Here is a 25,816-nt window from a genome sequence, read left to right as displayed (position 1 = left end):
GTTCAGGAACCGCCGTTGATCTTGGACTCGGTGACCGCGCCGTCCGCGACACCCCACTTCTCGACGATCTTCTTGTACTCGCCGTTGTCGATGATCGCCTGGACGGCCGCCTGGAGCGCGTCACGCAGCTCGGTGTTGCCCTTGGCGACGGCGATGCCGTACGGGCCGGCCTCGACCTGGTCGCCGACGATCTCGAAGTACTTGCCGCCCCCGGCGTTCTTCACGGAGTAGGCGGCGATCGGGAAGTCCGCGGAGACGACGTCGGCACCCTTGGCGCGCATCCGGGTCTCGGCCTCGGGGTTGGTGGCGAAGTCCTCGATCTTGAGGGCCGCCTTGCCGTCCTTCTTGCACTTCTCCGCCTGGTCCTTGGCGAGGTCGTGGGAGAAGGTGTTGCGCTGCACGGCCATCGTCTTGCCGCACAGGTCGTCCCAGGTCTTGATGCCCTTGCTGTCGCCCTTGTTGGTGTAGAGGGAGACGCCCGCGGTGAAGTAGTCGACGAAGTCGACGCCCGCGCCGACCTTCTTGCCGGTGTCGGAGTCGACGCCTTCCTGGCGGTCCTTGGTGTCGGTCATGGCCGACATGGCGATGTCGTAGCGCTTGGACGCCAGACCACCGATGAGGGTGTCGAACGTGGCGTTCTGGAACTCGAACTTCACGCCGAGCTGCTCGCCCATGGCGGCCGCGATGTCCGGGTCGATGCCGGCCACCTTGCCGGAGCTGTCCTTGAACTCGACCGGCGCGTACGCGATGTCGGAACCGACCTTGATGACGCCCTTGTCACGGATGGCCTGGGGCAGCTTGCCGGACAGCGGGGCCGTGCTGGTCGAGGCGGTGTCGCTGCTCCCGGAGCCGTCGTCCTTGGTCTGGTCACCGCACGCGGTGAGCAGCAGGGCGCCCGTGACCGCGAGGGTTCCGACCGCGGCGAGCCGGGTGCGCGCGGCGGTGGTACAGCGGATGGAGCGTGCGGTCATGGTGAGTGCCTCCGGCGGATGGATGGAGATGCCGATGGGTCGACGAGAACACACACCATCGGGTGTCGCGACCTCGTGTGATGACGGCATCTTGCCATTCGGACTACGCCATTCAGGGGGCCAGCCATGTCAAAATCGGATAACGGGCGACACCCGAATCCGACCAGTCCGGTACATCACGACCTGACCAGGCCGGACCATCTGCGGGCATCCCCGCTTCCAGCCGGAAGATCTTCGGCCCATCTCGCCATGTGGACGAACACGCTCCGTCGGGCGCCGGGAAGTCACTTCTTGTCAAGGGTTTGGCCGAGACTTGTCCGCGCTTCACGCATGAGTCATGTCACTGGGATATGACGGTGCAGGTGAGGAGGCGGAGTCCTGCCGGCGGCGGCATGTGACCTTGCACCGAATGGACTCGTCGTCGGTGGTGTCCGTCCGGTAAGAAGGTTCTTTACACCCCTCATCCGGGGCTCAGGGCGCGTGTGCGGCGCGCCCGACGCGCAGTGCCCGTACGTATCCACCGCTGGGTCCTGCGCGGTGCCCGCCCACTTCTCAACCAGGAGTGGCCACCCTCATCCATGAAGACCTAAGGGGTAAGACACAGTGGCAGCGGAGATCGTCAATCCTCGCAGCGAGAGCGAAACGGACCATACGGGCCAGGAGGGCGGTGCGGAGCCTCTCGACTCGTTCGACCCGGCGTTCGCGCTGCACCGGGGCGGAAAGATGGCCGTGCAGGCCACCGTTCCGATCCGCGACAAGGACGACCTGTCCCTCGCCTACACGCCCGGCGTCGCGCGGGTGTGCACCGCGATCGCGGAACAGCCGGACCTGGTGAACGACTACACGTGGAAGTCGTCCGTCGTCGCCGTCGTGACCGACGGCACGGCCGTGCTCGGCCTCGGGGACATCGGGCCGGAGGCCTCCCTTCCGGTGATGGAGGGCAAGGCCATCCTCTTCAAGCAGTTCGGCGGGGTCGACGCGGTGCCGATCGCGCTCGCCTGCACGGACGTGGACGAGATCGTCGAGACCGTGGTGCGCCTCGCGCCCTCGTTCGGCGGAGTGAACCTGGAGGACATCTCGGCACCGCGGTGCTTCGAGATCGAGCGCCGGCTCCAGGAACGGCTCGACATCCCGGTCTTCCACGACGACCAGCACGGTACGGCGGTCGTGACGCTGGCGGCGCTGCGCAACGCGGCCCGGCTGAGCGGACGTTCCATCGCGGACCTGCGGGCCGTCATCTCGGGCGCCGGCGCGGCCGGTGTCGCCATCGCCCGGATGCTGGTCGAGGCCGGCATCGGAGACGTCGCGGTCACCGACCGCAAGGGCGTCGTCTCGGCGGACCGCGAGGACCTGACCGACGTCAAGCGCGATGTGGCCGGGTTCACCAACAAGGCCGGCCTCACCGGCTCCCTCGGGGACGCGCTGTCCGGCGCGGACGTCTTCATCGGCGTCTCCGGCGGTACGGTCCCGGAGGACGCGGTCGCCTCGATGGCGAAGGGTGCCTTCGTGTTCGCGATGGCCAACCCCAACCCGGAGATCCACCCCGAGGTCGCCCACAAGTACGCGGCGGTCGTCGCGACCGGGCGGTCGGACTTCCCGAACCAGATCAACAACGTGCTGGCGTTCCCGGGGATCTTCGCCGGTGCGCTCCAGGTGCGGGCGTCCCGGATCACCGAGGGCATGAAGATCGCGGCGGCCGAGGCGCTGGCGGGTGTCGTCGGCGACGACCTCGCGGCGGACTACGTCATTCCCTCGCCGTTCGACGAGCGGGTCGCTCCGGCGGTCACCGCGGCGGTCGCCGCGGCTGCCCGTGCCGAAGGGGTCGCCCGCCGCTGACGTACGGCCGAGACGGTCCCGCCCGTTCCTCGGGCGGGGCCGTTTTTCCTGTCCGGGCACCCGTCCGGGTGGATCGAGGAGGGAGCCTCGTCCCCGGTGGCGGCAGCGGCGGCAGTGGCGGTCGTGGGGCGGCCGCGGGGCACGAGGGCCGGTCACGCGTCTCCCCGCCCCGCGAGCCGCCCCTCGAGGGCGTCCGCTCACGTCCGTGAGCCGGTCGCGCAAGAGGGCATGTCTCACAGTGCCCCCCGGTTTCGCCGGGAGCCGCGGGACCCTATCGTCGGGGGCATGTTCGCCGTCTACGCCGCTCGAATCGACCGCGACCAGCCGCTTTCCGGACTGGAGTTGGGGGAGCGACCGGCTCCCGACGCCCGCCCCGGCTGGAGCACCGTCACCGTCCGGGCCGCCTCCCTCAACCATCACGACCTCTGGTCCCTGCGGGGCGTCGGCCTCCCGGAGGACAAGCTGCCGATGATCCTCGGCTGCGACGCCGCCGGCGTCGACGAGGACGGCAACGAGGTGGTGCTGCACTCCGTCATCGGCCAGACCGGCCACGGGGTCGGCCCCCGGGAGCCCCGGTCCATCCTCACCGAGCACTACCAGGGCACCTTCGCCGAGCGGGTCGCCGTGCCGACCTGGAACATCCTGCCCAAGCCGAAGGAACTGTCCTTCGAGGAGGCCGCCTGTCTGCCCACCGCCTGGCTGACGGCCTACCGCATGCTGTTCACCAACGCGGGGGTGCGGCCCGGTGACTCGGTGCTCGTGCAGGGCGCCGGGGGCGGAGTGGCCACGGCCGCGATCGTGCTCGGCAGGGCGGCCGGACTGCGGGTCTTCGCGACCAGCCGGGACGAGGCCAAGCGGAAGCGGGCCCTGGAACTGGGGGCCGTCGAAGCCGTCGAGCCGGGGGCGCGGCTCCCTCAGCGTGTGGACGCCGTCATCGAGACCGTCGGCGCCGCCACCTGGTCCCACTCGGTGAAGTCGCTGCGGCCCGGCGGCACCCTCGTCATCTCCGGAGCGACCAGCGGCGACCGCCCCTCCCACGCCGAACTGACCCGGATCTTCTTCCTGGAGCTGAGGGTGGTCGGCTCCACGATGGGCACGAAGGACGAACTGGAGGACCTGCTCGCCTTCTGCGCCGCGACCGGGATCCGGCCCGTCATCGACGAGGTGCTTCCGCTGGACCGTGCCCGGGAGGGCTTCGAACGGCTCGCGTCCGGTGACCAGTTCGGCAAGATCGTCCTCACCAACTCCTGACCACTGCTCGCGCCCCTGACGGCGGGTCCGGATTCCGGGCCCGCCTTTCGCGCCCCCGTGTGTCGACTCGGGTTGCCGTGCAGACCGGCCGCACTCGGCCTCCCGGCGGAGGCCGGCGGGCCGCTCCGCGAGGCGCTGGACGAGGCGCGTCGGCGCGCGGGCCTCTCCCGGGCGGCCGCCGACGCCGTCGCCGACCACGGCGTCACCCACACCTCCCTGACCCGCGTCCTGCACGCCCGGGGAGAGGTCCGGGCGGGCTGAGGCCGCGGGAGCGGGAGGGGAGCAGGACGGGAGCAGGAGGGGACGAACCGGCGGCCCCGGGCCGTGGGCGGTGAGGTGCGGACGGCGCCCGGTGGCTGACGCGCCGGGCGCCTGCGCTCAGCCGAGGTGCCGGGTGCCCGCGCTCAGCCGAGGTGCCGGGTGCCCGCGCTCATTCCCTGCCCGTCCGCAGCATCGCCCCGATGTGGGCCGCCGCCGTCGACAGCTGGCGGCGGGCCTCGCGGAGCTGGTCGGCGGTGACGCCGTGGTCGCGGGCCGCGTCGCGGATGTCGTCGCGGAAGCGGTCCAGGAGCCGGTCCAGGTCACGGGCCGGGTCGTCGCCCGGCGCCTCGTGGGCCCAGGACGGCTCGAAGCCGGCCGGGAAGTCCGCGGGGGTCTCGGTGTAGACCGGGCCCTCGGCCGCGGCACCCGCCGACTCCGCCGGTCCCGCGGCCTCCTCCGCTCGCTCCGGGCTCCCGGCGCCGCTCCGGCCGAAGCCGAAGTCCTTGCCGAACTCCTTCCCGAAGTCCTTTCCGAACTCGCCGAACTCCTTGGCCAGTTCGGTCAGCCCCTCTCGGACGCCCGTCGGCCAGTCGCCCCGCGCGAAGTGGTCCTGGACCTGATCCTGGACCCGTCGCACTATGCGCTGGACCTCCTCCTGAGCCTGGGCCACGGCCCGGTCCTGGGCCTCCTTGGCCTGACGACGGGCCCGCTGGGCCTCCTCGCGCGCCCGCCGGCTCTCGTCCTTTGCCCGGCGGGCCTGTTCCTTCCACTCCTGCTTGACGCGCCGCATCTCCTCCTTGGCGACCCGCCACGACTCCCTGTCGCCGTACTCCCCGTACTCCCCGGCACCCGGCGCGGTGCCGGACCCGGTGCTCGCCCCGGTGCCCTGACGGGCCTCGGAGGCCGCCGCCCGCATCTCACGCCGCAGCTCGCCCGCCGCTCCGCGCACGTCGGCCCGGATCTCCGCGGCCAGCTCGGCGACCGACTCGCGGATCTCCAGCTCCAGGTCGGCGAGTTCACCGCTGCGGTCGGCCAGCTCGGCCCGGCCTGCGTCGGTGATGGCGTACACCTTGCGGCCGCCCTCGCTGGTGTGGGTGACCAGGCCCTCGGCCTCCAGCTTCGCCAGCCGGGGGTACACGGTGCCCGCCGACGGCGCGTACAACCCCTGGAAGCGTTCCTCCAGGAGGCGGATCACCTCGTAGCCGTGGCGCGGAGCCTCGTCCAGGAGCTTGAGCAGGTAGAGGCGGAGGCGGCCGTGGGCGAAGACGGGAGGCATGTCAGAGCACCTTCTTGTCGGTCGTGCTGTCGTCCGGGCCGGACGCTGAACCGCCCCCGGACGGGGGACAGTCTCCCGGACCCGCGGACTCGCCGTCGCCCGGAGCCGACCCCGCCTCCCACGGCCCGTCCTCCACCGGAGGCCGCCGCAGCAGGGCGATCGAGCCGGAGACCGTCGTGGCCTTGAGGCGGCCGCTGCCCGTGCCGAGACGGCCGGTGATCCGCTTGGCGCCCCACTGGCCGCTGACCCGGAGGTCCTCGAAGGCGTTGGAGACCGAGCCGCTCGCGGTGTTCGCCTCCACCTGCGCGTCCGCCGGGTGGGGCAGCCGTATGGCGATCTCACCCGAGACGCTGGTCAGGCTGATGTCGGTGGGGCGGCTCGCCGGGTCGAGGTCGACGATCATCGAGCCGCTCACCGAGTCGGCCTTCACGGAGGAGCCCGCCTCGACGACGGTCAGGTCCCCTGAGACGGAGTTGAAGCGCAGATCGCCGGTGAGGGCCTGCGCCTCCACGTTCCCCGAGACGGTGTCCGTGCGGACCGGCCCCGCCAGGCCGACGAGGGTCGTGTCGCCGGAGACGCCCTTCACCTCGGCGCGGCCGTCGATGCCGGACACCACCGCGCCGGCGCTCACCACGCCCACCTCCACGCGGGTGCCGGCCGGGACGGCGAGCGAGACGACGGCACTGCGCCGCCAGCCCTTGCGGTCGAGCCATTTGAGGAAGCCCTTCCAGGGCAGGTCCTCGTACGCCACCGTCAGCGCTCCGTCCTGGTGGGTCACGACGAGAGGAGGTCCCTCGATGTGGGAGACCTCCAGGCGGGCGGAACCCTCGTCGGTGCCCACCACGTTGACCGTTCCGTCGACGATGCGGACGTGCAGCTCACTCACCGGCTCGTCGAAGGAGAGCTTCCTCGGCTCGACGACGGACCACTCGGACATGGTGACGACCTCCTCGACGACACGACACGCCATATCGCGTCTCACGTAAAACACGATATATCGCGGACCTCGGAAGTCAAGACACTCTTTCCGGTGACCGGCCTCCCGCAGCGGGCGGGCACGCAAAAGGGGCGCCCCTCAGGGCGCCCCCGCACACGACCGGCGTGCCGTCGGTGGACCTACTCGTCGTCCTCGTCGTCCAGCCGGGCCAGCCACGTGGCCAGCCGCTCCACCGGAACCTCGAAGTCCGGGTTCAGGTCGACGAACGTCCGCAGCTGCTCGGCGAGCCACTCGAAGGTGACCTCCTCCGCGCCGCGCCTCTTCTCCAGCTCTTCGATGCCACGGTCCGTGAAGTACATGGGTCAAGGATAAGCGGGCGCGAACAGCCGACCCGCACCCCGCGGAACAGCCGGCCGCACCCCGCAACAGCCGGCCCGCACCCCGCGAAAACAGCGGGGCCGCACCCCGTGAAGAGGTGCGGCCCCGCCGCTGTCCGATGGTCGAGGACGCCTACGCCTCGAACACCTCACGCACCAGCTGTTCCTGCTCGGCCTGGTGACGCTTGGCCGAGCCGACCGCCGGGGACGAGCCGTGCGGCCGCGAGATGCGGCGCAGGCGCTCGCCGTGCGGCACGTCCGCGCCGACGGCCAGGTCCAGGTGGTCGATCAGGTTCAGGGCGATGAACGGCCAGGCACCCTGGTTGGCCGGCTCCTCCTGGGCCCACAGGTACTTCTCGGCGTTCGGGTACTTGGCGATCTCCGCCTGGAGCTCGGCACCCGGCAGCGGGTACAGGCGCTCGATGCGGATGATCGCGGTGTCCGTGATGCCGCGCTTCTGACGCTCGGCGTCCAGGTCGTAGTAGACCTTGCCGGCGCAGAAGACGACCTTCCTGACGGCGGCCGGATCCACCGAGGCGTCGCCGATGACCGGGCGGAACTGGCCCGTCGTGAACTCCTCCGCCTTCGAAGCGGCGGCCTTCAGGCGCAGCATCGACTTCGGGGTGAAGACGACCAGCGGCTTGTGGTGCGGGTTGTGCACCTGCCACCGCAGGAGGTGGAAGTAGTTCGACGGCAGGGTCGGCATGGCGACCGTCATGTTGTTCTGGGCGCACATCTGGAGGAAGCGCTCCGGGCGGGCGGACGAGTGGTCCGGGCCCTGGCCCTCGTAGCCGTGCGGCAGGAGCAGGGTGACGCCGGACGTCTGGCCCCACTTCTGCTCCGCCGACGAGATGAACTCGTCCACGACCGTCTGGGCGCCGTTGACGAAGTCGCCGAACTGCGCCTCCCACAGCACGAGCGCGTCGGGGCGGGCCAGCGAGTAGCCGTACTCGAAGCCCATCGCCGCGTACTCGGACAGCAGGGAGTTGTAGACGTTCAGGCGCGCCTGCTCGTCCGAGAGGTACATCAGCGGCGTGAACTCCTCGCCGGTCTCCCGGTCGATGATCACGGCGTGCCGCTGGCCGAACGTGCCGCGCTGGGAGTCCTGGCCGGCCAGGCGGACCGGGACGCCCTCCAGGAGGAGGGAGCCGACGGCCAGCGTCTCGCCCATGCCCCAGTCGATCGTGCCGTCCTCGACCATCGCGGCCCGGCGCTGGAGCTGCGGCAGCAGACGCGGGTGCGCGGTGATGTGGTCGGGGATGTTCACCTGGGACTCGGCGATGCGCTTGACGACCTCCGCCGAGATCGCGGTGTTCACCGCGACCGGGAAGCCGTCCTGCGGGTCGGGGGAGCTGCCGGGGGCGGGCTGCGCGGTGGCCTCGCGGACCTCCGTGAAGACCTTCTCCAGCTGGCCCTGGTAGTCCTGCAGCGCCTGCTCGGCCTCTTCCAGGGTGATGTCGCCGCGACCGATGAGGGACTCGGTGTACAGCTTGCGCACCGAGCGCTTCTTGTCGATCAGGTCGTACATCAGCGGCTGGGTGAAGGCCGGGTTGTCCGACTCGTTGTGACCGCGGCGGCGGTAGCAGATGAGGTCGATCACCACGTCCTTGTTGAAGGCCTGGCGGAACTCGAAGGCGAGCCGCGCGACGCGGACCACGGCCTCCGGGTCGTCGCCGTTCACGTGGAAGATCGGGGCCTCGATCATGCGGGCCACGTCCGTCGCGTACATGGAGGAACGCGAGGACTCGGGGGCCGCGGTGAAGCCGACCTGGTTGTTGATGACGATGTGGACCGTGCCGCCGGTGCGGTAGCCGCGCAGCTGCGACATGTTCAGGGTCTCGGCCACCACGCCCTGGCCGGCGAAGGCCGCGTCGCCGTGCAGGGCCACCGGCAGGACGGTGAAGTCCGTGCCGCCCTTGTTGACGATGTCCTGCTTGGCGCGTGCGACGCCCTCCAGGACCGGGTCCACCGCCTCCAGGTGCGAGGGGTTGGCGACCAGCGAGACCTTGATCTGCTCGCCGTCCAGGCCCGTGAAGGTGCCCTCGGCGCCCAGGTGGTACTTCACGTCGCCGGAGCCGTGCATCGACTTCGGGTCGAGGTTGCCCTCGAACTCGCGGAAGATCTGGGCGTACGACTTGCCGACGATGTTCGCCAGCACGTTCAACCGGCCGCGGTGGGCCATGCCGATGACGACCTCGTCGAGGCGCGACTCGGCGGCCGAGTCGAGCACCGCGTCGAGCAGCGGGATGACGGACTCGCCGCCCTCCAGGGAGAAGCGCTTCTGGCCGACGTACTTCGTCTGCAGGAAGGTCTCGAAGGCCTCCGCCGCGTTCAGACGGCGCAGGATGCGCAGCTGCTCCTCGCGCTCCGGCTTGGTGTGCGAGCGCTCGATGCGGTCCTGGATCCACCGGCGCTGCTTGGGGTCCTGGATGTGCATGAACTCGACGCCGGTGGTGCGGCAGTACGAGTCGCGCAGCACGCCGAGGATGTCGCGCAGCTTCATGAGGGACTTGCCCGCGAAGCCGCCGACGGCGAACTCGCGCTCCAGGTCCCACAGGGTGAGCCCGTGCTCGGTGATGTCGAGGTCGGGGTGCTTGCGCTGGCGGTACTCCAGCGGGTCGGTGTCGGCCATGACGTGGCCCCGGACCCGGTAGGAGTGGATCAGCTCGAAGACGCGGGCGGCCTTGGTGACGTCGTCGTCGTGGCTGGCGTCGATGTCCTTGAGCCAGCGGACCGGCTCGTAGGGGATGCGCAGCGCCTCGAAGATGTCGTCGTAGAAGCCCTGCTCGCCGAGGAGGAGGTTCGCGACGATCCGCAGGAACTCGCCGGACGCGGCGCCCTGGATGACCCGGTGGTCGTAGGTCGACGTGAGCGTCATGACCTTCGAGATGCCGAGCTTGTTCAGGGTGTCCTGGCTGGTGCCCTGGAACTCCGCCGGGTAGTCCATGGAGCCGACGCCCATGATGACCGACTGGCCGGGCATCAGGCGCGGGACGGAGTGGACGGTGCCGAGGCCGCCGGGGTTGGTCAGGGAGACCGTGACGCCGGTGAAGTCGTCCATCGTCAGCTTGCCGTCGCGGGCGCGGCGGACGATGTCCTCGTAGGCCTGCCAGAACTCGAAGAAGTTCAGCGTCTCGGCCTTCTTGATGCCGGCGACGACGAGCTGGCGGTCGCCGTTGGGCTTCACCAGGTCGATGGCGAGGCCGAAGTTGACGTGCGGCGGCTTGACGAGGGTGGGCTTCCCGTCCTTCTCCGCGTAGTGCCAGTTCATCGACGGCATGGCCTTGATGGCCTGCACCATCGCGAAGCCGATCAGGTGCGTGAAGGAGATCTTCCCGCCCCGGGCGCGCTTGAGGTGGTTGTTGATGACGATGCGGTTGTCGAACAGCAGCTTCACCGGCACCGCGCGCACGGACGTGGCCGTGGGCAGTTCCAGCGAGGCGTTCATGTTCTTGGCGACCGCGGCGGACGGGCCGCGCAGCGTCACGAACTCGGGGCCGTCGGGGGAGACGGCGGGCGCGGCCTTGGCGGCCGGCTTCGCGGCCGGGGCCGCGGCCTTCGCGGGCGCCGGAGCCGCGGCGGCGGGCTTCGGGGCGGCCGGCGCCGGCGCGGGGGCCGGGGCGGCGGGCGCGGCCTGGGCCGGGGTGGCCGGAGCTGCCGGTGCGGCGGGCGCCGCGGGCGTGGTGGAGGTCGCTGCGGCCCCCGCGGCCGCAGTACCCGCCGGAGCCGACGGCGCGGCCGCGCCCGGCTTGTAGTCGGCGAAGAAGTCCCACCAGGCACGGTCTACCGAGTTCGGGTCCTGGAGGTACTGCTGATAGATCTCGTCGACGAGCCACTCGTTCGCTCCGAACGCGGCAGCGGGGTTCTTGCCCGCATGGTCTGCGTCGGTCGAGATGCTCGATGCGTTACTGGGGGACTGTGGCGACACGGCGGCAACCGCCCTCTTCCGCTTCACAAGGTGATGGACAGCGGGAATAAAGGCTACGCCCCCCGGCGGGGGAAGGTCAGGCCGGGCCGCCGCATCGTCGCGTAAGTCACATCGCAAGGGCTGTTTCGGGGGTGGAAATGGCGGGAAACAAACGCGGTTGCGTGCTGAAACGGGTGCGTTGATGCAGGTCGCGCGCGCTCGGCGTGCGGACCTGGGCCGACCTGCGTCGGCGGGTTGCCTGATCACACGTGTCCGACCGTGCGAACGCCTGTGGATCTTGCGGCTCCGTCGCAGACTTTACGTCAACTTGGAACGGACGAGTCTCCCGGAAGAGTGATAAGAATCCGGCAGCCCCGCTCGGATTCGGCCACTCCGATCCGGCCGCCGTGCAGATCGACCGCCCAGCGGGCGATCGCCAGTCCCAGTCCGGTGCCGCCGTCGCTGCCCGGACCGTGCGGACGGCGGACGGCGCCCCGGTTGAACCGCTCGAACACGCGGTGCCACTCCGAACGCGGGATGCCGGGGCCCTCGTCCAGGACCTCCAGCTCCAGCGACTCCGGCAGTGGCCCCCGCCGCGCCCTGACCGTCACCCGTCCGTGCGGCGGGCTGTGCTTGACCGCGTTGTCTATGAGGTTGGCGACGACCTGGTGGATGCGCTCCGGGTCCGCGTGCGCGGTCAGCTCCGGAGGGGTCACGTCCAGGTGCAGGTGGACGTCCGTGCGCGTGTGGCTGCCGCCCGAGCCCATCGTGGCGCGCGCCGAGGCGACCATGTTGGCCTCCTTCAGCACCCCCGACAGGTACGGCCACACCTCGAAGCGCCGCTTGCGCAGCGGTACGACGCCGTTGTCGAGGCGGGACAGGTCCAGCAGGGTCTCCACCAGCCGCCCGAGCCGCTCGGTCTGTTTCAGTGCCGTGCGCATGGTCTCGGGATCGGCCTCGGCGATCCCGTCGACCACGTTCTCCAGGACGGCGCGCAGACCCGCGATGGGGGTGCGCAGCTCGTGGGAGACGTTGGCCACCAGCTCCTTGCGCTGACGGTCCTGCGCCTCCAGTTCGTCCGCCATGACGTTGATCGTCTGGGCCAGGTCGCCCAGCTCGTCACGGCGTTTCTCGCTCACCCGGCGGGTGTAGTCGCCGTGCGAGATGGACCGGGCCACGGTGTTCATCTCGTCCAGCGGCGAGGTGAGCGAGTGCGCCACGAACTGCGTGATCAACAGGGTGGCGATCATCGAGAAGACCGTGATGAAGCGCAGCTCGGTCTCGGTGCGCATGGCGATCATCATCAGCCCGGTGGTGATCAACACCGAGATGACGACCAGCGCCCCCAGCTTGGTCTTGATCGAGAACGGGCGCATACCGCCCCAGGGCTCCCCGGGGCTTCTCGGTCCGTCCGGCCCGCGGCTCATGGCGTCGGCGTCTCCAGCGCGTAGCCCACCCCGTGCACCGTGCGGATCCGCTCGGCCCCGATCTTCCGCCGCAGCGCCTTGATGTGGCTGTCGACGGTGCGGGTGCCGGAGGCGTCCGCCCAGTCCCACACCTCCGCCAGCAGCTGCTCACGGGAGAGCACCGCGCGCGGGGTGTTCGCCAGGCACACCAGCAGGTCGAACTCGGTGGGCGTGAGATGCACGTCCTCCGAGCGCACCCGGACCCGGCGCTGCGCGTGGTCGATCTCCAGCTCGCCGAGCCGCAGTATCCCGCTGCGCGGCGTCGAGGCCGCGACCGCGGCGCGCTCCACGCGGCGCAGCAGGACGTGCACGCGCGCGGCCAGCTCCCGCATGGAGAACGGCTTGGTCATATAGTCGTCGGCGCCCACGCCGAGCCCGACCAGCATGTCGGTCTCGTCGTCGCGCGCGGTGAGCATCAGCACCGGCACCGGGCGGGCGGCCTGCACGCGACGGCAGACCTCCAGACCGTCGAAGCCGGGCAGCATGATGTCGAGGATCAGCAGATCGGGCTGCCAGGCCTCCGCGGTGTCGACGGCCGCCGGGCCGTCACCCGCCGTTTGCACGAGGAATCCCTCGGCGCGCAGGCGGGCCGCGATGGCGTCGACGATCGTGGGGTCGTCCTCGACCACCAGAACCCGGCGCTGCGCACCGGGTGTCGCCGTCGTCGTGCCGTTGTGCGCGGTGTGTGTCTGCTCCATCGCCCGCCCCTGAAGTGTGCTTTCCGGAATCAGTGGGGTGATTCCTTTTCTGCGCATGACTGCGGTTGACGCCTTGATGACCTGCGTCAGGGCAGCAGCGTACGGGGAGTCACCGCGGCTTTGCTATCCAGGTCGGACGGCGAGGTGCACGACGTCCGGCACGCCTCGGGCAACCGGGATCTCTTCGGTACGCACCTGTTGGAACCCGGCATTCCCCAAGGTTCCCTCGAATTTGGGAGACGGCTGGGCGGACCACACCGCGAGCACCCCGCCGGGTCTCAACACCCTTGCGCAGCTTGCGAGTCCGGCCGGCGAGTACAGGCCGTCGTTGCCTTCCGTCACCGTCCAGTCGGGCCCGTTGTCGATGTCGAGGCACAGGGCGTCGAACGTGTCGGACGTCTCATTGACGTGGTCGAGGAGATCGGCTTCCACGACGGTGGTGCGCGGGTCGGCGAGGGCGGCGCGGGAGACGGCGCCGAGCGGGCCGTCGAGGTGCCAGTCGATGACGGCGCGTTCGCGCTCGACGACCGTGATCCGGCCCCACCGGGGGTCGGCGGCGGCGTGTGCGAGCGAGAATCCGACGCCCAGGCCGCCGATCAGCACGTCCGGTGCGGGGCGGCCGTCCAGCGCGGTGAGCGCGGCGTCCATCAGGAGGCGTTCCGAGCGCCCGTCGGAGGTGTCCATCAGGAAGCAGCCGTTGGCGATGATCTGGAGCAGTTCCCCGTGCCGGCGCAGGACGACCTCGCCGTAGGGGCCCTCACGACGGTCCAGGACTTCGGGGGAGTCGTAGGAGATGGGCATCGGACCATCTTGGCACCGGCCCTGACGGTTGGTTGAGGAATATCGGACGCAGGGGCGTTCGGACGGGGGTGATCGGGGTAGGCGCGGTTGACGTCCGCCGGTACCGCCGATGTCCGAGAGGTCGCCGTGAATCGACCGGCGCGTGGCGCCGGTCACAGACAGGGCGGCCCGGGGAGCGGAGGGTGCGGGGAACGGAAGGAGCGCCTCACGGTGGAACGCACGCCGACCGGTACGGCGGCATCGTCCGGCCCGACCGGCTCGCCGACGACCCTCCCCGACGTACGCGGCCTCCTGGGCGGCGTCCCCCGCCAGCGGGCGGCAGCCGGCCCCGGCGGGCGCGGTCCGTCCGCGCCCGAGCTACCGGGCCCGGCGCGCGACCGGCCCCGCCCGCGCCCGTGGCACCTGCTGCCCACCCCCACCGGCACTCCCTTCACCTTCTTCTACGCCCTCGTCCTCGCCGTCACGTCGTACGTCGGCGCGCACGCCGACCCCGCACTCGTGCGGGTCCTGCACGAGAACTCCAGCACCGATGTCGCGCACCTGCTGCGGGCCCCGGTGCCGGTGCTGGTGGCCAGCGCGCTGTGGGTGGCCGGGGGGATCGCGTCGCCGTTCGTGCTCGGCTTCCTGGTGGTCCTCACCGCGCTGGAGCGGCGCGTCGGGGGCGTCCGTGCGGCCGGCGTCTTCCTGCTCGGGCACGTCCTGGCCACCCTGGCGACCGAGGTCCCCGTGGGCCTGGCCGTCCTCGTGGGTCATCTTCCGGACAGCTCGCTGCACCGTCTCGACTACGGCATCAGCTTCGGCGTCGCGGCGAGCGTCGGCGCGTTGGCCGGCCTGCTGGGCCCCTGGCCGCGCCGGCTGCTGCTCGCGGTGTCCGGCGGGATGCTCCTGGAGGACCTGCTCGCCCTCACGGACCCGCTGAGCAACTGGGGCCACCTGATCGCGCTGGGGATCGGTGTCGCGACCTGGCCGTGGGTGCGGCGCCCAGGGAGCGGTCCGCGTGAGCGGCAAGGGGCGGCGGCGCCCGTGCCACGCGCGCGTGGTGCGACTAGTCGGCGACCCCGCCGGTCCCCGTGAACTTCGCGCTGGTCAGCGGCGCTGTCACCGTCCACCCCAGCGACTCGTAGAGCGCCCGGCCGGCCGGGGTTCCCGCCAGGACGCCCGTCTCCGCGCCCTCCGCGGCCGCCTGCTCCGCCAGGAGGCGCACGACGAGACCGCCCAGGCCGCGGCGCCGGTGCTCGGGTGCGGTCTCGACCTGGTCGACCACCGCCGTGGCGCCGGTCGGGGCGACCTGGCCGCGGGCCGCGAAGGAGCCGTCGGGTGCGGTGACCAGAAGGCGGGTGACGCCGCCGCGCGTCCAGCGGCGCAGGCGGTGGCCGTCGGGCACGCGCGTGTGCCCCGTCCGGGCCGGCAGCGGCACGGTCATCAGCCAACCGGGCTCCGGATCCACCCACCAGCCGTCCCCGAGCCAGCCCCCGACCAGGGCCGGGTCCTGGAACACCTTCAGCCACACGCCGGTTCCCCGCACACCGTCCGCGACCGCGCGCACGGTCTCCTCCTCGACGCCGTCGCCGACCGCCGCGAGGACGTGCCGCGACACGTGCGCCGACTGTCCCACGTCCACGGTGAACCCCCACGGCTCCCGCACCGGCGGGGCCGCCCCGCGCGACACGACCCAGCCGTCCACCCATGCCCGTACGACGCCGTCCACGAAGACTCCTGTAATGGTCTCTAGTGCTTTTTGATTATTACTGGGAGCTTATGCCGTGGTCCGCCGACGCCGGCAGGCGTGATCGCCGACAGCGAACGGAGGCCGGGGCGGGGAACATTCGGAGACTCACGTGCATTGAGTCGGCATAACTCAACTTGACTGCCTAAGGGGAGATCATGGCTGCTGAGTCCGCAGCGTTCACACCGCTCACCCTGCCCGTGCTGCCGCTCGACGACGAGGTCGTGCTGCCCGGGATGGTGGTTCCGCTCGACCTCAACGACAACGACGTACGCGCCGCGGTCGAGGCCGCGCAGGCCGCCGCCCGGTCCGAGCCCGGCAAGCCCCGGGTCCTCCTGGTGCCGCGCATCGACGGGTCGTACGCGAGCACCGGCGTGCTGGGCACGGTCGAGCAGGTCGGCCGGCTGGCCGACGGTGACCCGGGCGCCCTGATCCGCGGCCGCGGCCGCGTGAGGATCGGCGCCGGCACCACCGGACCCGGTGCGGCGCTGTGGGTCGAGGGGACGAGGATCGACGAGAGCGCACCCGATCCGCTGCCCGGCCACGTCGCCGAGCTGGTCAAGGAGTACAAGGCGCTCGCCACCGCCTGGCTGCGCAAGCGCGGCGCCTGGCAGGTCGTCGACCGGGTCCAGGCCATCGACGACGTCTCCGCCCTCGCCGACAACTCCGGCTACTCGCCGTTCCTGACCACCGAGCAGAAGGTGGAGCTGCTGGAGACCGCCGACCCGGTCGCCCGGCTCAGGCTCGCCACCCGCCAGCTGCGTGACCACCTCGCCGAGCAGGACGTCGCCGAGACCATCGCCAAGGACGTCCAGGAAGGCGTCGACAAGCAGCAGCGGGAGTTCCTGCTCCGCCGCCAGCTGGAAGCCGTCCGCAAGGAACTGCGCGAGCTGAACGGCGAGCAGGAGGGCGAGGAGTCCGACGACTACCGCACCCGCGTGGAGGCTGCCGACCTGCCCGAGAAGGTGCGTGAGGCCGCCCTCAAGGAGGTCGACAAGCTGGAGCGGTCCAGCGACCAGTCCCCCGAGGGCTCCTGGATCCGCACCTGGCTGGACACCGTCCTGGAACTGCCGTGGCACGAGCGGACCGAGGACGTCTACGACATCCGGGGCGCCAAGGCGGTCCTGGACGCCGAGCACGCCGGCCTGGAGGACGTCAAGGAACGGATCACCGAGTACCTCGCGGTGCGCAAGCGCCGCAGCGACCGGGGTCTCGGGGTCGTCGGCGGCCGGCGCGGCGGCGCCGTGCTCGCGCTCGTCGGCCCGCCCGGTGTCGGCAAGACCAGCCTCGGCGAGTCCGTGGCCCACGCCATGGGCCGCAAGTTCGTCCGCGTCGCCCTCGGCGGCGTGCGCGACGAGGCGGAGATCCGCGGCCACCGCCGTACGTACGTCGGCGCGCTGCCCGGCCGGATCGTGCGCGCGATCAAGGAGGCCGGGTCCATGAACCCGGTGGTCCTGCTCGACGAGATCGACAAGGTGGGATCGGACTTCCGCGGCGACCCGGCGGCGGCCCTGCTGGAGGTGCTGGACCCGGCGCAGAACCACACCTTCCGGGACCACTACCTGGAGGTGGAGCTGGACCTGAGCGACGTCGTCTTCCTGGCCACCGCCAACGTCCTGGAGGCCATCCCGGAGGCGCTCCTCGACCGTATGGAGCTGGTCCGCCTCGACGGCTACACCGAGGACGAGAAGGTCGTCATCGCCCGTGACCACCTGCTTCCGCGCCAGCTGGAGCGGGCGGGGCTCGCCGCGGACGAGGTGACCCTCGAGGAGGGCGCGCTGCGCAAGCTGGCCGGCGAGTACACGCGCGAGGCCGGCGTGCGCACCCTGGAGCGGTCCGTCGCCCGGCTGCTGCGCAAGGTCGCGGCCCAGCACGAACTGGGCGAGCGGGAGCTGCCGCTCACCGTGCGCGAGGAGGACCTGCGCGAGCTGATCGGCCGGCCGCACCACGTGCCCGAGTCCGCCCAGGACCCGGCCGAGCGGCGCACCGCGGTGCCGGGTGTCGCCACCGGGCTCGCGGTCACCGGCGCCGGCGGCGACGTCCTCTTCGTCGAGGCGTCCCTGGCCGACCCGGAGACGGGCGCCGCGGGTCTGACCCTGACCGGTCAGCTCGGCGACGTGATGAAGGAGTCGGCGCAGATCGCGCTGAGCTTCCTGCGCTCGCACGGCGCCGAACTGGAACTGCCGGTCGCCGACCTGAAGGACCGGGGCGTGCACATCCACTTCCCGGCGGGCGCGGTGCCCAAGGACGGCCCGAGCGCGGGCGTCACGATGACGACGGCACTGGCGTCGCTGCTGAGCGGACGGCTCGTGCGCACCGACGTGGCGATGACCGGCGAGGTCTCCCTCACCGGCCGCGTCCTGCCCATCGGCGGGGTGAAGCAGAAGCTGCTCGCCGCGCACCGGGCGGGTGTGAGGACCGTCGTCATCCCCAAGCGCAACGAGCCCGACCTGGACGACGTCCCCGCGGAGGTGCTGGACAAGCTCGACGTCCACGCCGTCACCGACGTCCGCCAGGTCCTGGAGCTGGCACTGGCCCCGGCGACGAACGGGGCCGCGCCGGAGGTTCCGGTCGCCGCGTGACGCCGGTTCCGGCAGCGGGTCAGGCCCGCGCGGGGACCGGATGAGGGAAGGCCCGGGTTTCGTGAGGGAGGCCCGGGCCTTCGCCGTGCGCGCGCCCGGCGGCCGGAAGAAGCCGGGAGCGGAGAGCCGGAGCGCGGAAGAGGGGGCGGCGGGGGGGCGAGGGCGACAGGGGGCGGCGAGGCGGAAGGGGGGTCGGAAGACGCCGAAGGTCCAGGCCTGCGAAATACTTGGAGAGCTGCGGCAACGGCGCGAACGGGCGAGAACTTCCGGCGCGGGAAACCTGATCAGGAGTGCTGACGTGCACGAGGACGGAAACGACGACGGACGCGGGAACGCGCCCGGGACGCCGCCGAGCGGTGTGCCCGGGACGCCGCCGGGCGGCACCCCCGAGGCGTTGCCGGGCGGTGTGGACCGGGAGTTCCTCTCCCTCGAGCGGGAGCTGACGGTGCTGTTGCGCCGCGCCCGCGCCAACCAGGGCGAGATGGCCCGCGAGGTCCACCCCGACCTGGAGCCCGCCGCCTACGGCCTCCTCGTCCGGCTGGAGGAGCTGGGCCGGCAGCGCGCGACAGAGCTGGCCGCCTACATCGGCGTCGGCAAGGCCACCATGTCCCGCCAGCTGCGCGCCCTCGAACAGCTGGGACTGGTCACCCGCGAGCCCGACCCGGCCGACGGACGGGCCTGGCTGGTCGCCCTGACCGAGGAGGGCCGAACCCGGGTCGGCCGCGTCCGCGAGGCCCGCCGCGCGCGGTACGTCAGTCAGCTCGCCCACTGGGACCGCGGCGCCGTCGCCGAACTCGCCCGCCTGCTGCACGAGTTGAACCAGGGCATGGCCAGGTAGAACCGCGCTGGGAGCCCCGCGGGGACCTGCGGGTGGGAGGGATCAGAGCTCCACGTAGACGGCCGTGGCGTCGTCGTGCGCCTTGGCCCGGCCCAGGAACACCCGCTCCGTGTCCGCCCGTTCCAGCTCCCGCACCCGCTCCACCACCGCCTGCGCGCCCTGCTCGGCGACGTGGGCGAACAGGTCCGTCCAGTCGCCCTCCCGGAACGTCTCCACCCAGCGGGTGACCCCGTCGCTCAGGGCGGCCAGGGCCGCCACGTCCCCGCGCGGGACGGAACCGGTCACCGCGCGGGCGGCCACCGACGGATCCGCGGCGGCCGTGAAGAAGCCGCCCTCCCGGTTGCGGGCGCGCGCGTCGCAGATCTCCGCGCTGGCCAGCAGGGCCCGCGGCACCCGGTCGAGGCGGTCGTCGCGGACCGCCGTGACCGTGCCGTCGGGGGAGGCCAGCAGAAGGACCGCGTCGCACAGCACCAGGTAGTCGACCCGCTCCGGCGACCAGCGCGCCACGGCCACGGTTGCCTGCGGGGTGCGCGGGTGAGAAAGGTCACAGGTTCCGGCGTGCGCCCCGGCGGTACGCGCGAGGGCCCGGCTCAGCGCTTCCGCCAGGGGAACATCCGGGAGGGAAAGGGTCAGTTCGGTCAGGGCGCCGCCCAGCCGTGCGGTGAACCAGGGGACCGAATGCAGACAGCCCGAGCCGCCCGTGGGCGGCGTCACCCCGTCCAGGACGACCAGCGCACCGCCCTGGCCGGAGGCGGGAAGCCCGACACTCGCGAAGTCCTCGTTGGGCCGGCCGCGATCGCCGGGCTCCGACACAAGTTCCGTACGCATCCAGCCAGTCTGCACGAGCCGTTCACGCCCTCCGCGAAAGGCCTGCAACGTTTGCCGAGCCGACGCGCCAGCGCAGGTCAGACGCCTGTTTTGGGCGGTAATGAAGCACTCCGGGAAGGCGTGGCGGCGAATACTGCCAAAGGCTGCCGCTCACGTCCAACCGGCCCACCGGGCACCGCCGTCGCACACGCCAGGGGAACTTGCCCGCCAACTCCCCTCCGATGTTCACTCCTTCGGGTGGCGGGGCATGCGATGCGCGACCCCTGCCCACCGGCACTGGGAGGGTCGGGAACCGTACCGGACAGGACACGCCCGTTGACGGTGTGTCATCCGGCCCATGGGTACACGAGTCAGGAATGCGAGCACCGGTGCAGAAGACGCGGCCTCGGCGCCCAGGCAGCAACACGGCCTCCGAGGGGGGCGCGGAGCGCACCCCCGTCGGCAAGGGCCGCCCCACCCACGTACGCAACCGGCTGATCGTCGCGGTGGCAGTCGTCGCCGCCGCCATCGCCGGAGCGGGCGCACCCGCCGTCCTCGACGCCTCCGGGCGGGTGAAGGACTCCCAGGAACTGGTCACCCTGGCCGAGCAGACCCAGGACGCGCTTGCGCTCGCCCAGGCGCTCGCCGACGAACGCGACGAGGTCACCGTCTACGTCGCGGCCGGCCGGACCAAGTCCAAGGCGCCCTCTCCGGAGGGCAGCGCCCGCGTGGACCGGCAGGTACGCGAGCTGACCGCCGACACCGACACGCCGGCCGCGCTCCGCAAGGACCTCGACGGCATCGCGACCGTGCGCCAGGAGGCCCTCACCGGCCGGAGCACCGCGCTCCAGACCCACCAGGCCTACTCCGAGGCGATCACCGCGCTGCACGGCCTGGCCGAGCTGCTCGCCGAGCGGATGCCGCCCCGCGCGGGCTCCGGCGCGTACGCCCTCGCCGAACTGGACACCGCCGTCCAGCAGGCCGCCGCGACCCGCGGACTGCTGCTCGCCGCACTGAACGTGCCGACGTCCACCGAGAGCGTCTACGACCCGGTCACCGGCGGGACCTCCACCGAGAAGGTCTCCTCCGACGCCGACACGGAACAGCGCGACGCCCTGACGGCCGCCGCCCAGCAGGCCCGCCTGCGCTCCGACGCGTCCGTGGGCGCCTTCCGGGAGAACGCGCCCGAACAGGCCGTCGAGTCCTACGACTCCACGGTCACCGGCACGGACGTCGAGACCGCGGAGAAGTACCTCGCGTCCCTCACCGACCAGCCGGAACTGAGCGACAAGGACCTCGGGACCAGCACCAAGAAGCTCGACGCGGCGCTCGCCGCGCGCGTCGAGCTGATGCGCGGCACGGAGTCCGCCCTCTACGACCGCCGTACCAAGGACCTCGCCCAGCTCCGCGACGACGACGTCACCGCGCTGGAGATCCGCATCGCCCTGCTCGGCGCGCTGATCCTGCTGGCCGTCGGCATCGCCACCGCCATGGCCCGCAGCCTCACCCGCCCGCTGGCCGTCCTGCGCATCGGCTCCGCCCGGCTGGCCGGCGCCGAGAACCCGGCGGCCGAGGAGCCCCTCCGGTTCACCGGCCGCAACGACGAGTTCGCCCAGGTCGTCCGCTCCGTCAACGCCCTGCACGAGCACGCCGTCGCCCTCCACGAGCGCGTCACCACCCTGGAGTCCGACCGCAAGCACCTCGTCGGACAGCGCCAGCGGATGGCCGACGCCCGCGAGGAGCTGCGCGCCGAACTCGCCGACTCCGCCGCCCAGCTGGACCGGCTGCGCGGCAGCATCGGCGGCACCTTCGTCAACCTCTCGCTGCGCACGCTCGGCCTCGTCGAACGGCAGCTCGCGGTCATCGAGGGCCTGGAGGAGCGCGAGCAGGACCCCGACCGGCTGGCCACCCTCTTCAAGCTCGACCACTTCGCCACCGTCATGCGCCGCCACAGCGAGAACCTCCTGGTCCTCGCCGGCACGGAACACGTCCAGCAGCACGCCGGCCCCATCCCGCTGGTCGACGTCGTCCGCGCCGCCGTCAGCGAGATCGAACGCTACGAGCGCGTCCGCATCTCCGCGCTGCCGCCGCACGCACACGTGGCCGGCTTCGCCGCCGACGACCTGAGCCACCTGCTGGCCGAACTCATGGAGAACGCCACCTCGTTCTCCCCGCCGGACCTGCCCGTCGAGGTCTCCGGCTGGCTCCTGGAGAACGGCGAGGTCATGCTCTCCGTCCAGGACGAGGGCATAGGCATGACCGAGGAGCGCCTGACCCGCCTCAACGCACGCCTCGCCGAGTTCGCCCCGGACTCGCCGTACGAGCAGGAGGGCGAGGAGGGCCTCGGCCTCGGCCTGTACGTCGTGGCGCGGCTCGCTCACCGGCACGGGGTGCGCGTGCAGCTGCGCGAGCAGAAGAAGGGCGGGATCGCGGCCGTCGTCGTCCTTCCGACACCCCTGCTCGCCGCCTCGCCGGCCGCCGCGGTCCCCGCGCCGGCCCCGGGTTCCGGGACGCACTCCTTCGCCCTGCCCGGCGCGGACGCGGAGGCCAACTCCAACGTCCTGCCAGGCCGTCCGAAGCCCGGCGGCGACCCGCTGGTCGAGGCCGCCGAGCGGGCCGTACGGGCGGCGGCGCCGGAGACCCCGGCCGAGACGACGATGGAACTCCTCATCCCGGCGGACGCGGATGCGGACGCGGATACGGAGGGGACGGCGGACGCGCACGCGGAAGCCGGACAGGAGACGGACACGGCGGCCACCGGACCGGCCGTCACCGAACCCGCCGTCACCGAAACCGCCGCTCCCGGACCGGAGGCCGCTCCCGGACCGGAGGCCGCCCCCACCCCCGATGCCGCCCCCGAGCCGGAGGCCCTCCCCGAACCCGCAGCCGCAGCCGCCGAGGGCGCCGACGAGGCGGAGCACACCCGGACCGCCGACGCCTCGGAAGACGTCGTCACCGACAAGGGTCTCCCGAAGCGCACCCCCAAGCTGACCTCACCCACCCAGGCCCCCCGCCAGCGGAGCGGGTCCGTGGACGCCGACGCTCTACGCCGCCGTCTCGGTGGCTTCCGCCGGGGGGCGGAGGCCGGATACCGCGACGTGGAGGCGGAGATCGCCGAACGGACGGCCCAGAACAAGGTCCCGTCGTCCCAGGAAGCACACGCACACGCCGCAGAAGACACGGGGGGCACAGTCGAGGAGGCAAGCAGTTGACCGCGTCCAGTACCTTCGGACTGAGCAGTGAAGCCCGCAACCTGCACTGGCTGCTGACGAACCTCGTGGAGGAGGTGCCAGGCATCCAGTCCGTCGCCGTCGTCTCCTCCGACGGTCTGCTCCTGCTCTCCTCGGACCCGGGCCGCCACGACGCGGCACGCGAGTCCCTGGGAGCCGAACCCGCCGGCCCGCGCGGTTCCGCCGCCGACCTGGCCACCATCGTCTCCGGCATCGGCAGCCTCACCATCGGGGCCGCCAAGCTCATCGAGTTCGGCGCGGTGAAGCACACGATGATCGCCATGGACGAGGGCAGCCTCTTCGTGATGTCGATCAGCGACGGCTCGCTGCTGGGGGTGCACGGCTCCGCCGACTGCGACATGAACGTGGTGGCCTACCACATGGCCCTGTTCGTGGGCCGCGCCGGCCACGTCCTGACCCCCGAACTCCGCAGCGAACTGCGCAGATCCCTGGAGTCGGAGACGGCGGGGAGCGGCCGATGAGCAGCGCGCCGCACAACCGCAGGCAGCAGCTCCCCGTCCGGGGCGGCGACCGCAGGCCGGCCCGCGTCCGCCCCTACTCGCTGACCGGCGGCCGTACCCGCTTCGGTCACGTCCTCCTCGTCGAGACGTTCGTGGCGACCACGGCCGAACTCGAGGCGCCCGAGGAGCGCAAGGAACTGACGAACGGCTCCCTCACCACCCGGGTCATGCCGGAGATGCGGGCCATCGTCGAACTGTGCCGCCGGATGCGTACGGTGGCCGAGATCGCCGCGCTGCTGAAGATGCCGCTCGGCGTGGTCCGGGTGCTCCTCAGCGACCTCGCGGACCAGGGAAAGATCCGTGTGTACGGCACCGGGACCGGTCACGGTACGGGCCGTCCCGACCGCGCTCTGCTGGAAAGGGTGCTGAGTGGACTCCGTCGTCTCTGACGCCGACACCCCCTTCGGTGTGTCCCCGCTCCTCGACGAACCGCACGAGGAACTGAAGTCCTGGCAGACGGACCGCACCCGGGCCCCCGTCGCCACGAAGATCGTGGTCGCCGGCGGCTTCGGCGTCGGCAAGACCACCCTCGTCGGCACCGTCTCGGAGATCACGCCCCTCACGACCGAGGCGCTGATGACCGAGGCCAGCGAGGAGACCGACGACCTCACCGGCACCCCGGACAAGGTCACCACCACGGTGGCCATGGACTACGGCCGCATCACGCTCGACGACGACCTGGTGCTCTACCTGTTCGGCACGCCGGGCCAGCAGCGGTTCTGGTTCATGTGGGACGACCTGGTGCGCGGCGCGATCGGCGCCGTCGTCCTGGCCGACACCCGCCGGCTGAAGGACTGCTTCCCCGCGCTCGACTACTTCGAGAGCTGCGGGCTGCCGTACGTCGTGGCCGTCAACCACTTCGACGACAGCGAGCTGTTCGAGCCGGAGGACGTACGGGAGGCGCTGACCGTCCCGAAGCACATACCTGTCATGATCATGGATGCGCGTCGCCGGATCTCCGTGATCGAGACCCTCCTGGCCCTGGTGGGCCACGCGCTCGACGAAACCCCCGAGTAGGAGACAGCCCCGCATGCGGAAGATACTCGTCGTCGGAGCCGGCCAGTCCGGTCTCCAGCTCGCCCTCGGCCTCCAGTCGCACGGGTACGAGGTCACCCTGATGTCCAACCGGACCGCGGACGAGATCCGCGCCGGCCGGGTGATGTCGACGCAGTGCATGTTCCACACGGCCCTCCAGCACGAGCGCGACCTCCAGCTGAACTTCTGGGAGCAGCAGGCCCCGAAGATCGAGGGACTCGGCGTCTCGGTGGCGGCCCCCGGCTCGCACGACCCCGGCCCGACCCAGCGCGCCATCGACTGGATGGGCAGGCTCGACGGGTACGCGCAGTCCGTCGACCAGCGCGTGAAGATGGCCGGCTGGATGGAGACGTTCGCGCAGCGCGGCGGCCAGCTGGTGATCCACGGCGCGGCGGTCTCCGACCTCGACTACTTCTCCCGCGCCTACGACCTCGTCCTCGTCTCCGCGGGCAAGGGCGAGCTGGTGCAGATGTTCGGCCGCGACGCGTCCCGCTCCCCGTACAGCGAGCCGCAGCGCGCGCTGGCGGTGGCCTACGTGCACGGCCTGGGCCCCCGTCCGGAGCACCCGGACACCGAGGCGGTCCGCTGCAACCTGGTGCCCGGCGTCGGCGAGATGTTCATCATGCCGACCCTCACCACCTCGGGCCGCGCCGACATCCTGTTCTGGGAGGGCATACCCGGCGGTCCGCTGGACGTCTTCAAGGGCGTCAAGGACCCGTCGGAGCACCTCGCCCTGACCCTGGAACTCATGGAGAAGTTCCTGCCCTGGGAGTACGCGCGGGCCACCAAGGTCGAGCTGACCGACGCCGGTGGCACCCTCGCCGGCCGCTACGCCCCCACCGTCCGCAACCCGATCGGCCGCCTCCCCGGCGGAGGCCTGGTGCTGGGCGTCGCCGACGTCGTCGTCGCCAACGACCCGATCACCGGCCAGGGTTCCAACTCCGCGTCCAAGTGCGCGGCCTCCTACCTCGCCTCGATCCTCGAGCAGGGCGAGAAGGAGTTCGACGAGGCGTGGATGCAGGCGACGTTCGACCGCTACTGGGACACCGCCCAGCACGTCACCAAGTGGACGAACGCGATGCTCGCCCCGCCGCCGGAGCACATCCTCAACCTGATCGGCGCGGCCGGCGCGCTCCAGCCGGTCGCCGACCGCTTCGCCAACGGCTTCAACAACCCCGCGGACTTCGAGAACTTCTTCTACGAGCCGGAGAAGACGGCCGCCTACCTGGAGACGGTCGCCGGGGCCTGACAGGCCTCCCGACCGGGGCAGCCGTCCGCGGCGGTGGCATACTCGCG

General features: G+C 71.7%; 21 protein-coding genes. 11 read left to right on the top strand and 10 right to left on the bottom strand.

Features of this window, described 5'->3' with window-relative positions:
• Positions 1–2: 2 nt before the first annotated feature.
• Positions 3–971, bottom strand: coding sequence for an ABC transporter substrate-binding protein (locus ACIP5W_RS27680; RefSeq protein WP_401479027.1), 969 nt, complete (start codon positions 969–971; stop codon positions 3–5).
• 603 nt (positions 972–1,574) lie between these two features.
• On the opposite strand from ACIP5W_RS27680, the gene ACIP5W_RS27675 reads away from it, so the two are divergent.
• From ACIP5W_RS27675 to ACIP5W_RS27665, 3 genes are all read left to right on the top strand, one after another.
• Entirely contained in the window at positions 1,575–2,807 is a 1,233-nt protein-coding gene (locus ACIP5W_RS27675; protein WP_401479024.1) for an NADP-dependent malic enzyme, read from the top strand.
• 285 nt (positions 2,808–3,092) lie between these two features.
• Positions 3,093–4,058 (top strand): zinc-binding dehydrogenase, encoded by a 966-nt coding sequence (locus tag ACIP5W_RS27670; protein ID WP_401479021.1) that lies wholly within the window; start codon positions 3,093–3,095, stop codon positions 4,056–4,058.
• Positions 4,059–4,130: 72 nt separating this feature from the next.
• Positions 4,131–4,319 carry a hypothetical protein gene (locus tag ACIP5W_RS27665; protein WP_401479018.1) on the top strand — a complete coding sequence of 63 codons (189 nt, stop codon included), beginning with the start codon at positions 4,131–4,133 and terminating at the stop codon, positions 4,317–4,319.
• Positions 4,320–4,488: 169 nt separating this feature from the next.
• Here the strand turns inward: ACIP5W_RS27665 and ACIP5W_RS27660 are convergent, their stop codons facing one another.
• From ACIP5W_RS27660 to ACIP5W_RS27630, 7 genes are all read right to left on the bottom strand, one after another.
• Entirely contained in the window at positions 4,489–5,595 is a 1,107-nt protein-coding gene (locus ACIP5W_RS27660; RefSeq protein WP_401479015.1) for a helix-turn-helix transcriptional regulator, read from the bottom strand.
• A gap of 1 nt (position 5,596) precedes the next feature.
• Positions 5,597–6,532, bottom strand: a complete 936-nt coding sequence (locus ACIP5W_RS27655; RefSeq protein ID WP_401479076.1) for a DUF4097 family beta strand repeat-containing protein — start codon at positions 6,530–6,532, stop codon at positions 5,597–5,599.
• Positions 6,533–6,711: 179 nt separating this feature from the next.
• On the bottom strand, positions 6,712–6,891 hold the full coding sequence (locus tag ACIP5W_RS27650; protein ID WP_073491365.1) for a DUF6104 family protein: 180 nt from the start codon (positions 6,889–6,891) through the stop codon (positions 6,712–6,714).
• A gap of 151 nt (positions 6,892–7,042) precedes the next feature.
• Complete coding sequence (locus ACIP5W_RS27645; RefSeq protein ID WP_401479011.1) at positions 7,043–10,837, bottom strand: multifunctional oxoglutarate decarboxylase/oxoglutarate dehydrogenase thiamine pyrophosphate-binding subunit/dihydrolipoyllysine-residue succinyltransferase subunit; 3,795 nt, start codon at positions 10,835–10,837, stop codon at positions 7,043–7,045.
• A 302-nt stretch (positions 10,838–11,139) separates the two neighbouring features.
• A complete protein-coding gene (locus ACIP5W_RS27640) occupies positions 11,140–12,243 on the bottom strand; it encodes a sensor histidine kinase (RefSeq protein WP_401479008.1) in 1,104 nt (367 codons plus the stop codon).
• A complete protein-coding gene (locus tag ACIP5W_RS27635) occupies positions 12,240–12,980 on the bottom strand; it encodes a response regulator transcription factor (RefSeq protein WP_366057145.1) in 741 nt (246 codons plus the stop codon). The genes ACIP5W_RS27640 and ACIP5W_RS27635 overlap by 4 nt, the downstream gene beginning before the upstream one ends.
• A gap of 123 nt (positions 12,981–13,103) precedes the next feature.
• A complete protein-coding gene (locus ACIP5W_RS27630; RefSeq protein WP_382795549.1) occupies positions 13,104–13,781 on the bottom strand; it encodes a spermidine synthase in 678 nt (225 codons plus the stop codon).
• Between the two features lie 210 nt (positions 13,782–13,991).
• Here ACIP5W_RS27630 and ACIP5W_RS27625 point away from each other — a divergent pair, with 210 nt between their 5' ends.
• Entirely contained in the window at positions 13,992–14,855 is an 864-nt protein-coding gene (locus ACIP5W_RS27625; protein WP_401479004.1) for a rhomboid-like protein, read from the top strand.
• On the opposite strand, the gene ACIP5W_RS27620 is transcribed toward ACIP5W_RS27625, so the two are convergent.
• On the bottom strand, positions 14,827–15,489 hold the full coding sequence (locus tag ACIP5W_RS27620) for a GNAT family N-acetyltransferase (protein WP_401479001.1): 663 nt from the start codon (positions 15,487–15,489) through the stop codon (positions 14,827–14,829). The genes ACIP5W_RS27625 and ACIP5W_RS27620 overlap by 29 nt on opposite strands.
• 176 nt (positions 15,490–15,665) lie before the next feature.
• Between ACIP5W_RS27620 and lon the strand changes: the two genes are divergently transcribed.
• Both lon and ACIP5W_RS27610 read left to right on the top strand, forming a co-directional pair.
• On the top strand, positions 15,666–18,089 hold the full coding sequence (lon, locus tag ACIP5W_RS27615) for an endopeptidase La (protein WP_401478998.1): 2,424 nt from the start codon (positions 15,666–15,668) through the stop codon (positions 18,087–18,089).
• Between the two features lie 298 nt (positions 18,090–18,387).
• Positions 18,388–18,927 (top strand): MarR family winged helix-turn-helix transcriptional regulator, encoded by a 540-nt coding sequence (locus ACIP5W_RS27610; protein ID WP_401478995.1) that lies wholly within the window; start codon positions 18,388–18,390, stop codon positions 18,925–18,927.
• A 42-nt stretch (positions 18,928–18,969) separates the two neighbouring features.
• Here the strand turns inward: ACIP5W_RS27610 and ACIP5W_RS27605 are convergent, their stop codons facing one another.
• Positions 18,970–19,755, bottom strand: coding sequence for a protein phosphatase 2C domain-containing protein (locus ACIP5W_RS27605; protein ID WP_401478992.1), 786 nt, complete (start codon positions 19,753–19,755; stop codon positions 18,970–18,972).
• 368 nt (positions 19,756–20,123) lie between these two features.
• On the opposite strand from ACIP5W_RS27605, the gene ACIP5W_RS27600 reads away from it, so the two are divergent.
• From ACIP5W_RS27600 to ACIP5W_RS27580, 5 genes are read left to right on the top strand one after another with little or no spacing between them, the layout of a single operon-like run.
• Entirely contained in the window at positions 20,124–22,946 is a 2,823-nt protein-coding gene (locus tag ACIP5W_RS27600) for a nitrate- and nitrite sensing domain-containing protein (protein ID WP_401478989.1), read from the top strand.
• Positions 22,943–23,446, top strand: a complete 504-nt coding sequence (locus tag ACIP5W_RS27595) for a roadblock/LC7 domain-containing protein (protein WP_401478986.1) — start codon at positions 22,943–22,945, stop codon at positions 23,444–23,446. Before ACIP5W_RS27600 ends, ACIP5W_RS27595 begins: the two co-directional genes overlap by 4 nt.
• Positions 23,443–23,874 carry a DUF742 domain-containing protein gene (locus ACIP5W_RS27590; protein ID WP_401478983.1) on the top strand — a complete coding sequence of 144 codons (432 nt, stop codon included), beginning with the start codon at positions 23,443–23,445 and terminating at the stop codon, positions 23,872–23,874. The genes ACIP5W_RS27595 and ACIP5W_RS27590 overlap by 4 nt, the downstream gene beginning before the upstream one ends.
• Positions 23,855–24,502 carry a GTP-binding protein gene (locus ACIP5W_RS27585; RefSeq protein ID WP_401478980.1) on the top strand — a complete coding sequence of 216 codons (648 nt, stop codon included), beginning with the start codon at positions 23,855–23,857 and terminating at the stop codon, positions 24,500–24,502. The genes ACIP5W_RS27590 and ACIP5W_RS27585 overlap by 20 nt, the downstream gene beginning before the upstream one ends.
• Positions 24,503–24,515: 13 nt before the next feature.
• Positions 24,516–25,769, top strand: a complete 1,254-nt coding sequence (locus ACIP5W_RS27580) for a styrene monooxygenase/indole monooxygenase family protein (RefSeq protein ID WP_401478977.1) — start codon at positions 24,516–24,518, stop codon at positions 25,767–25,769.
• The last annotated feature ends 47 nt before the right edge of the window (positions 25,770–25,816 follow it).

The sequence above is a fragment of the Streptomyces sp. NPDC088766 genome (assembly GCF_044750845.1).
Classification (GTDB): Bacteria; Actinomycetota; Actinomycetes; order Streptomycetales; family Streptomycetaceae; genus Streptomyces.
Note: the sequence above shows the minus strand (reverse complement) of the source record. Positions and strands in the feature narration are given on the sequence as shown.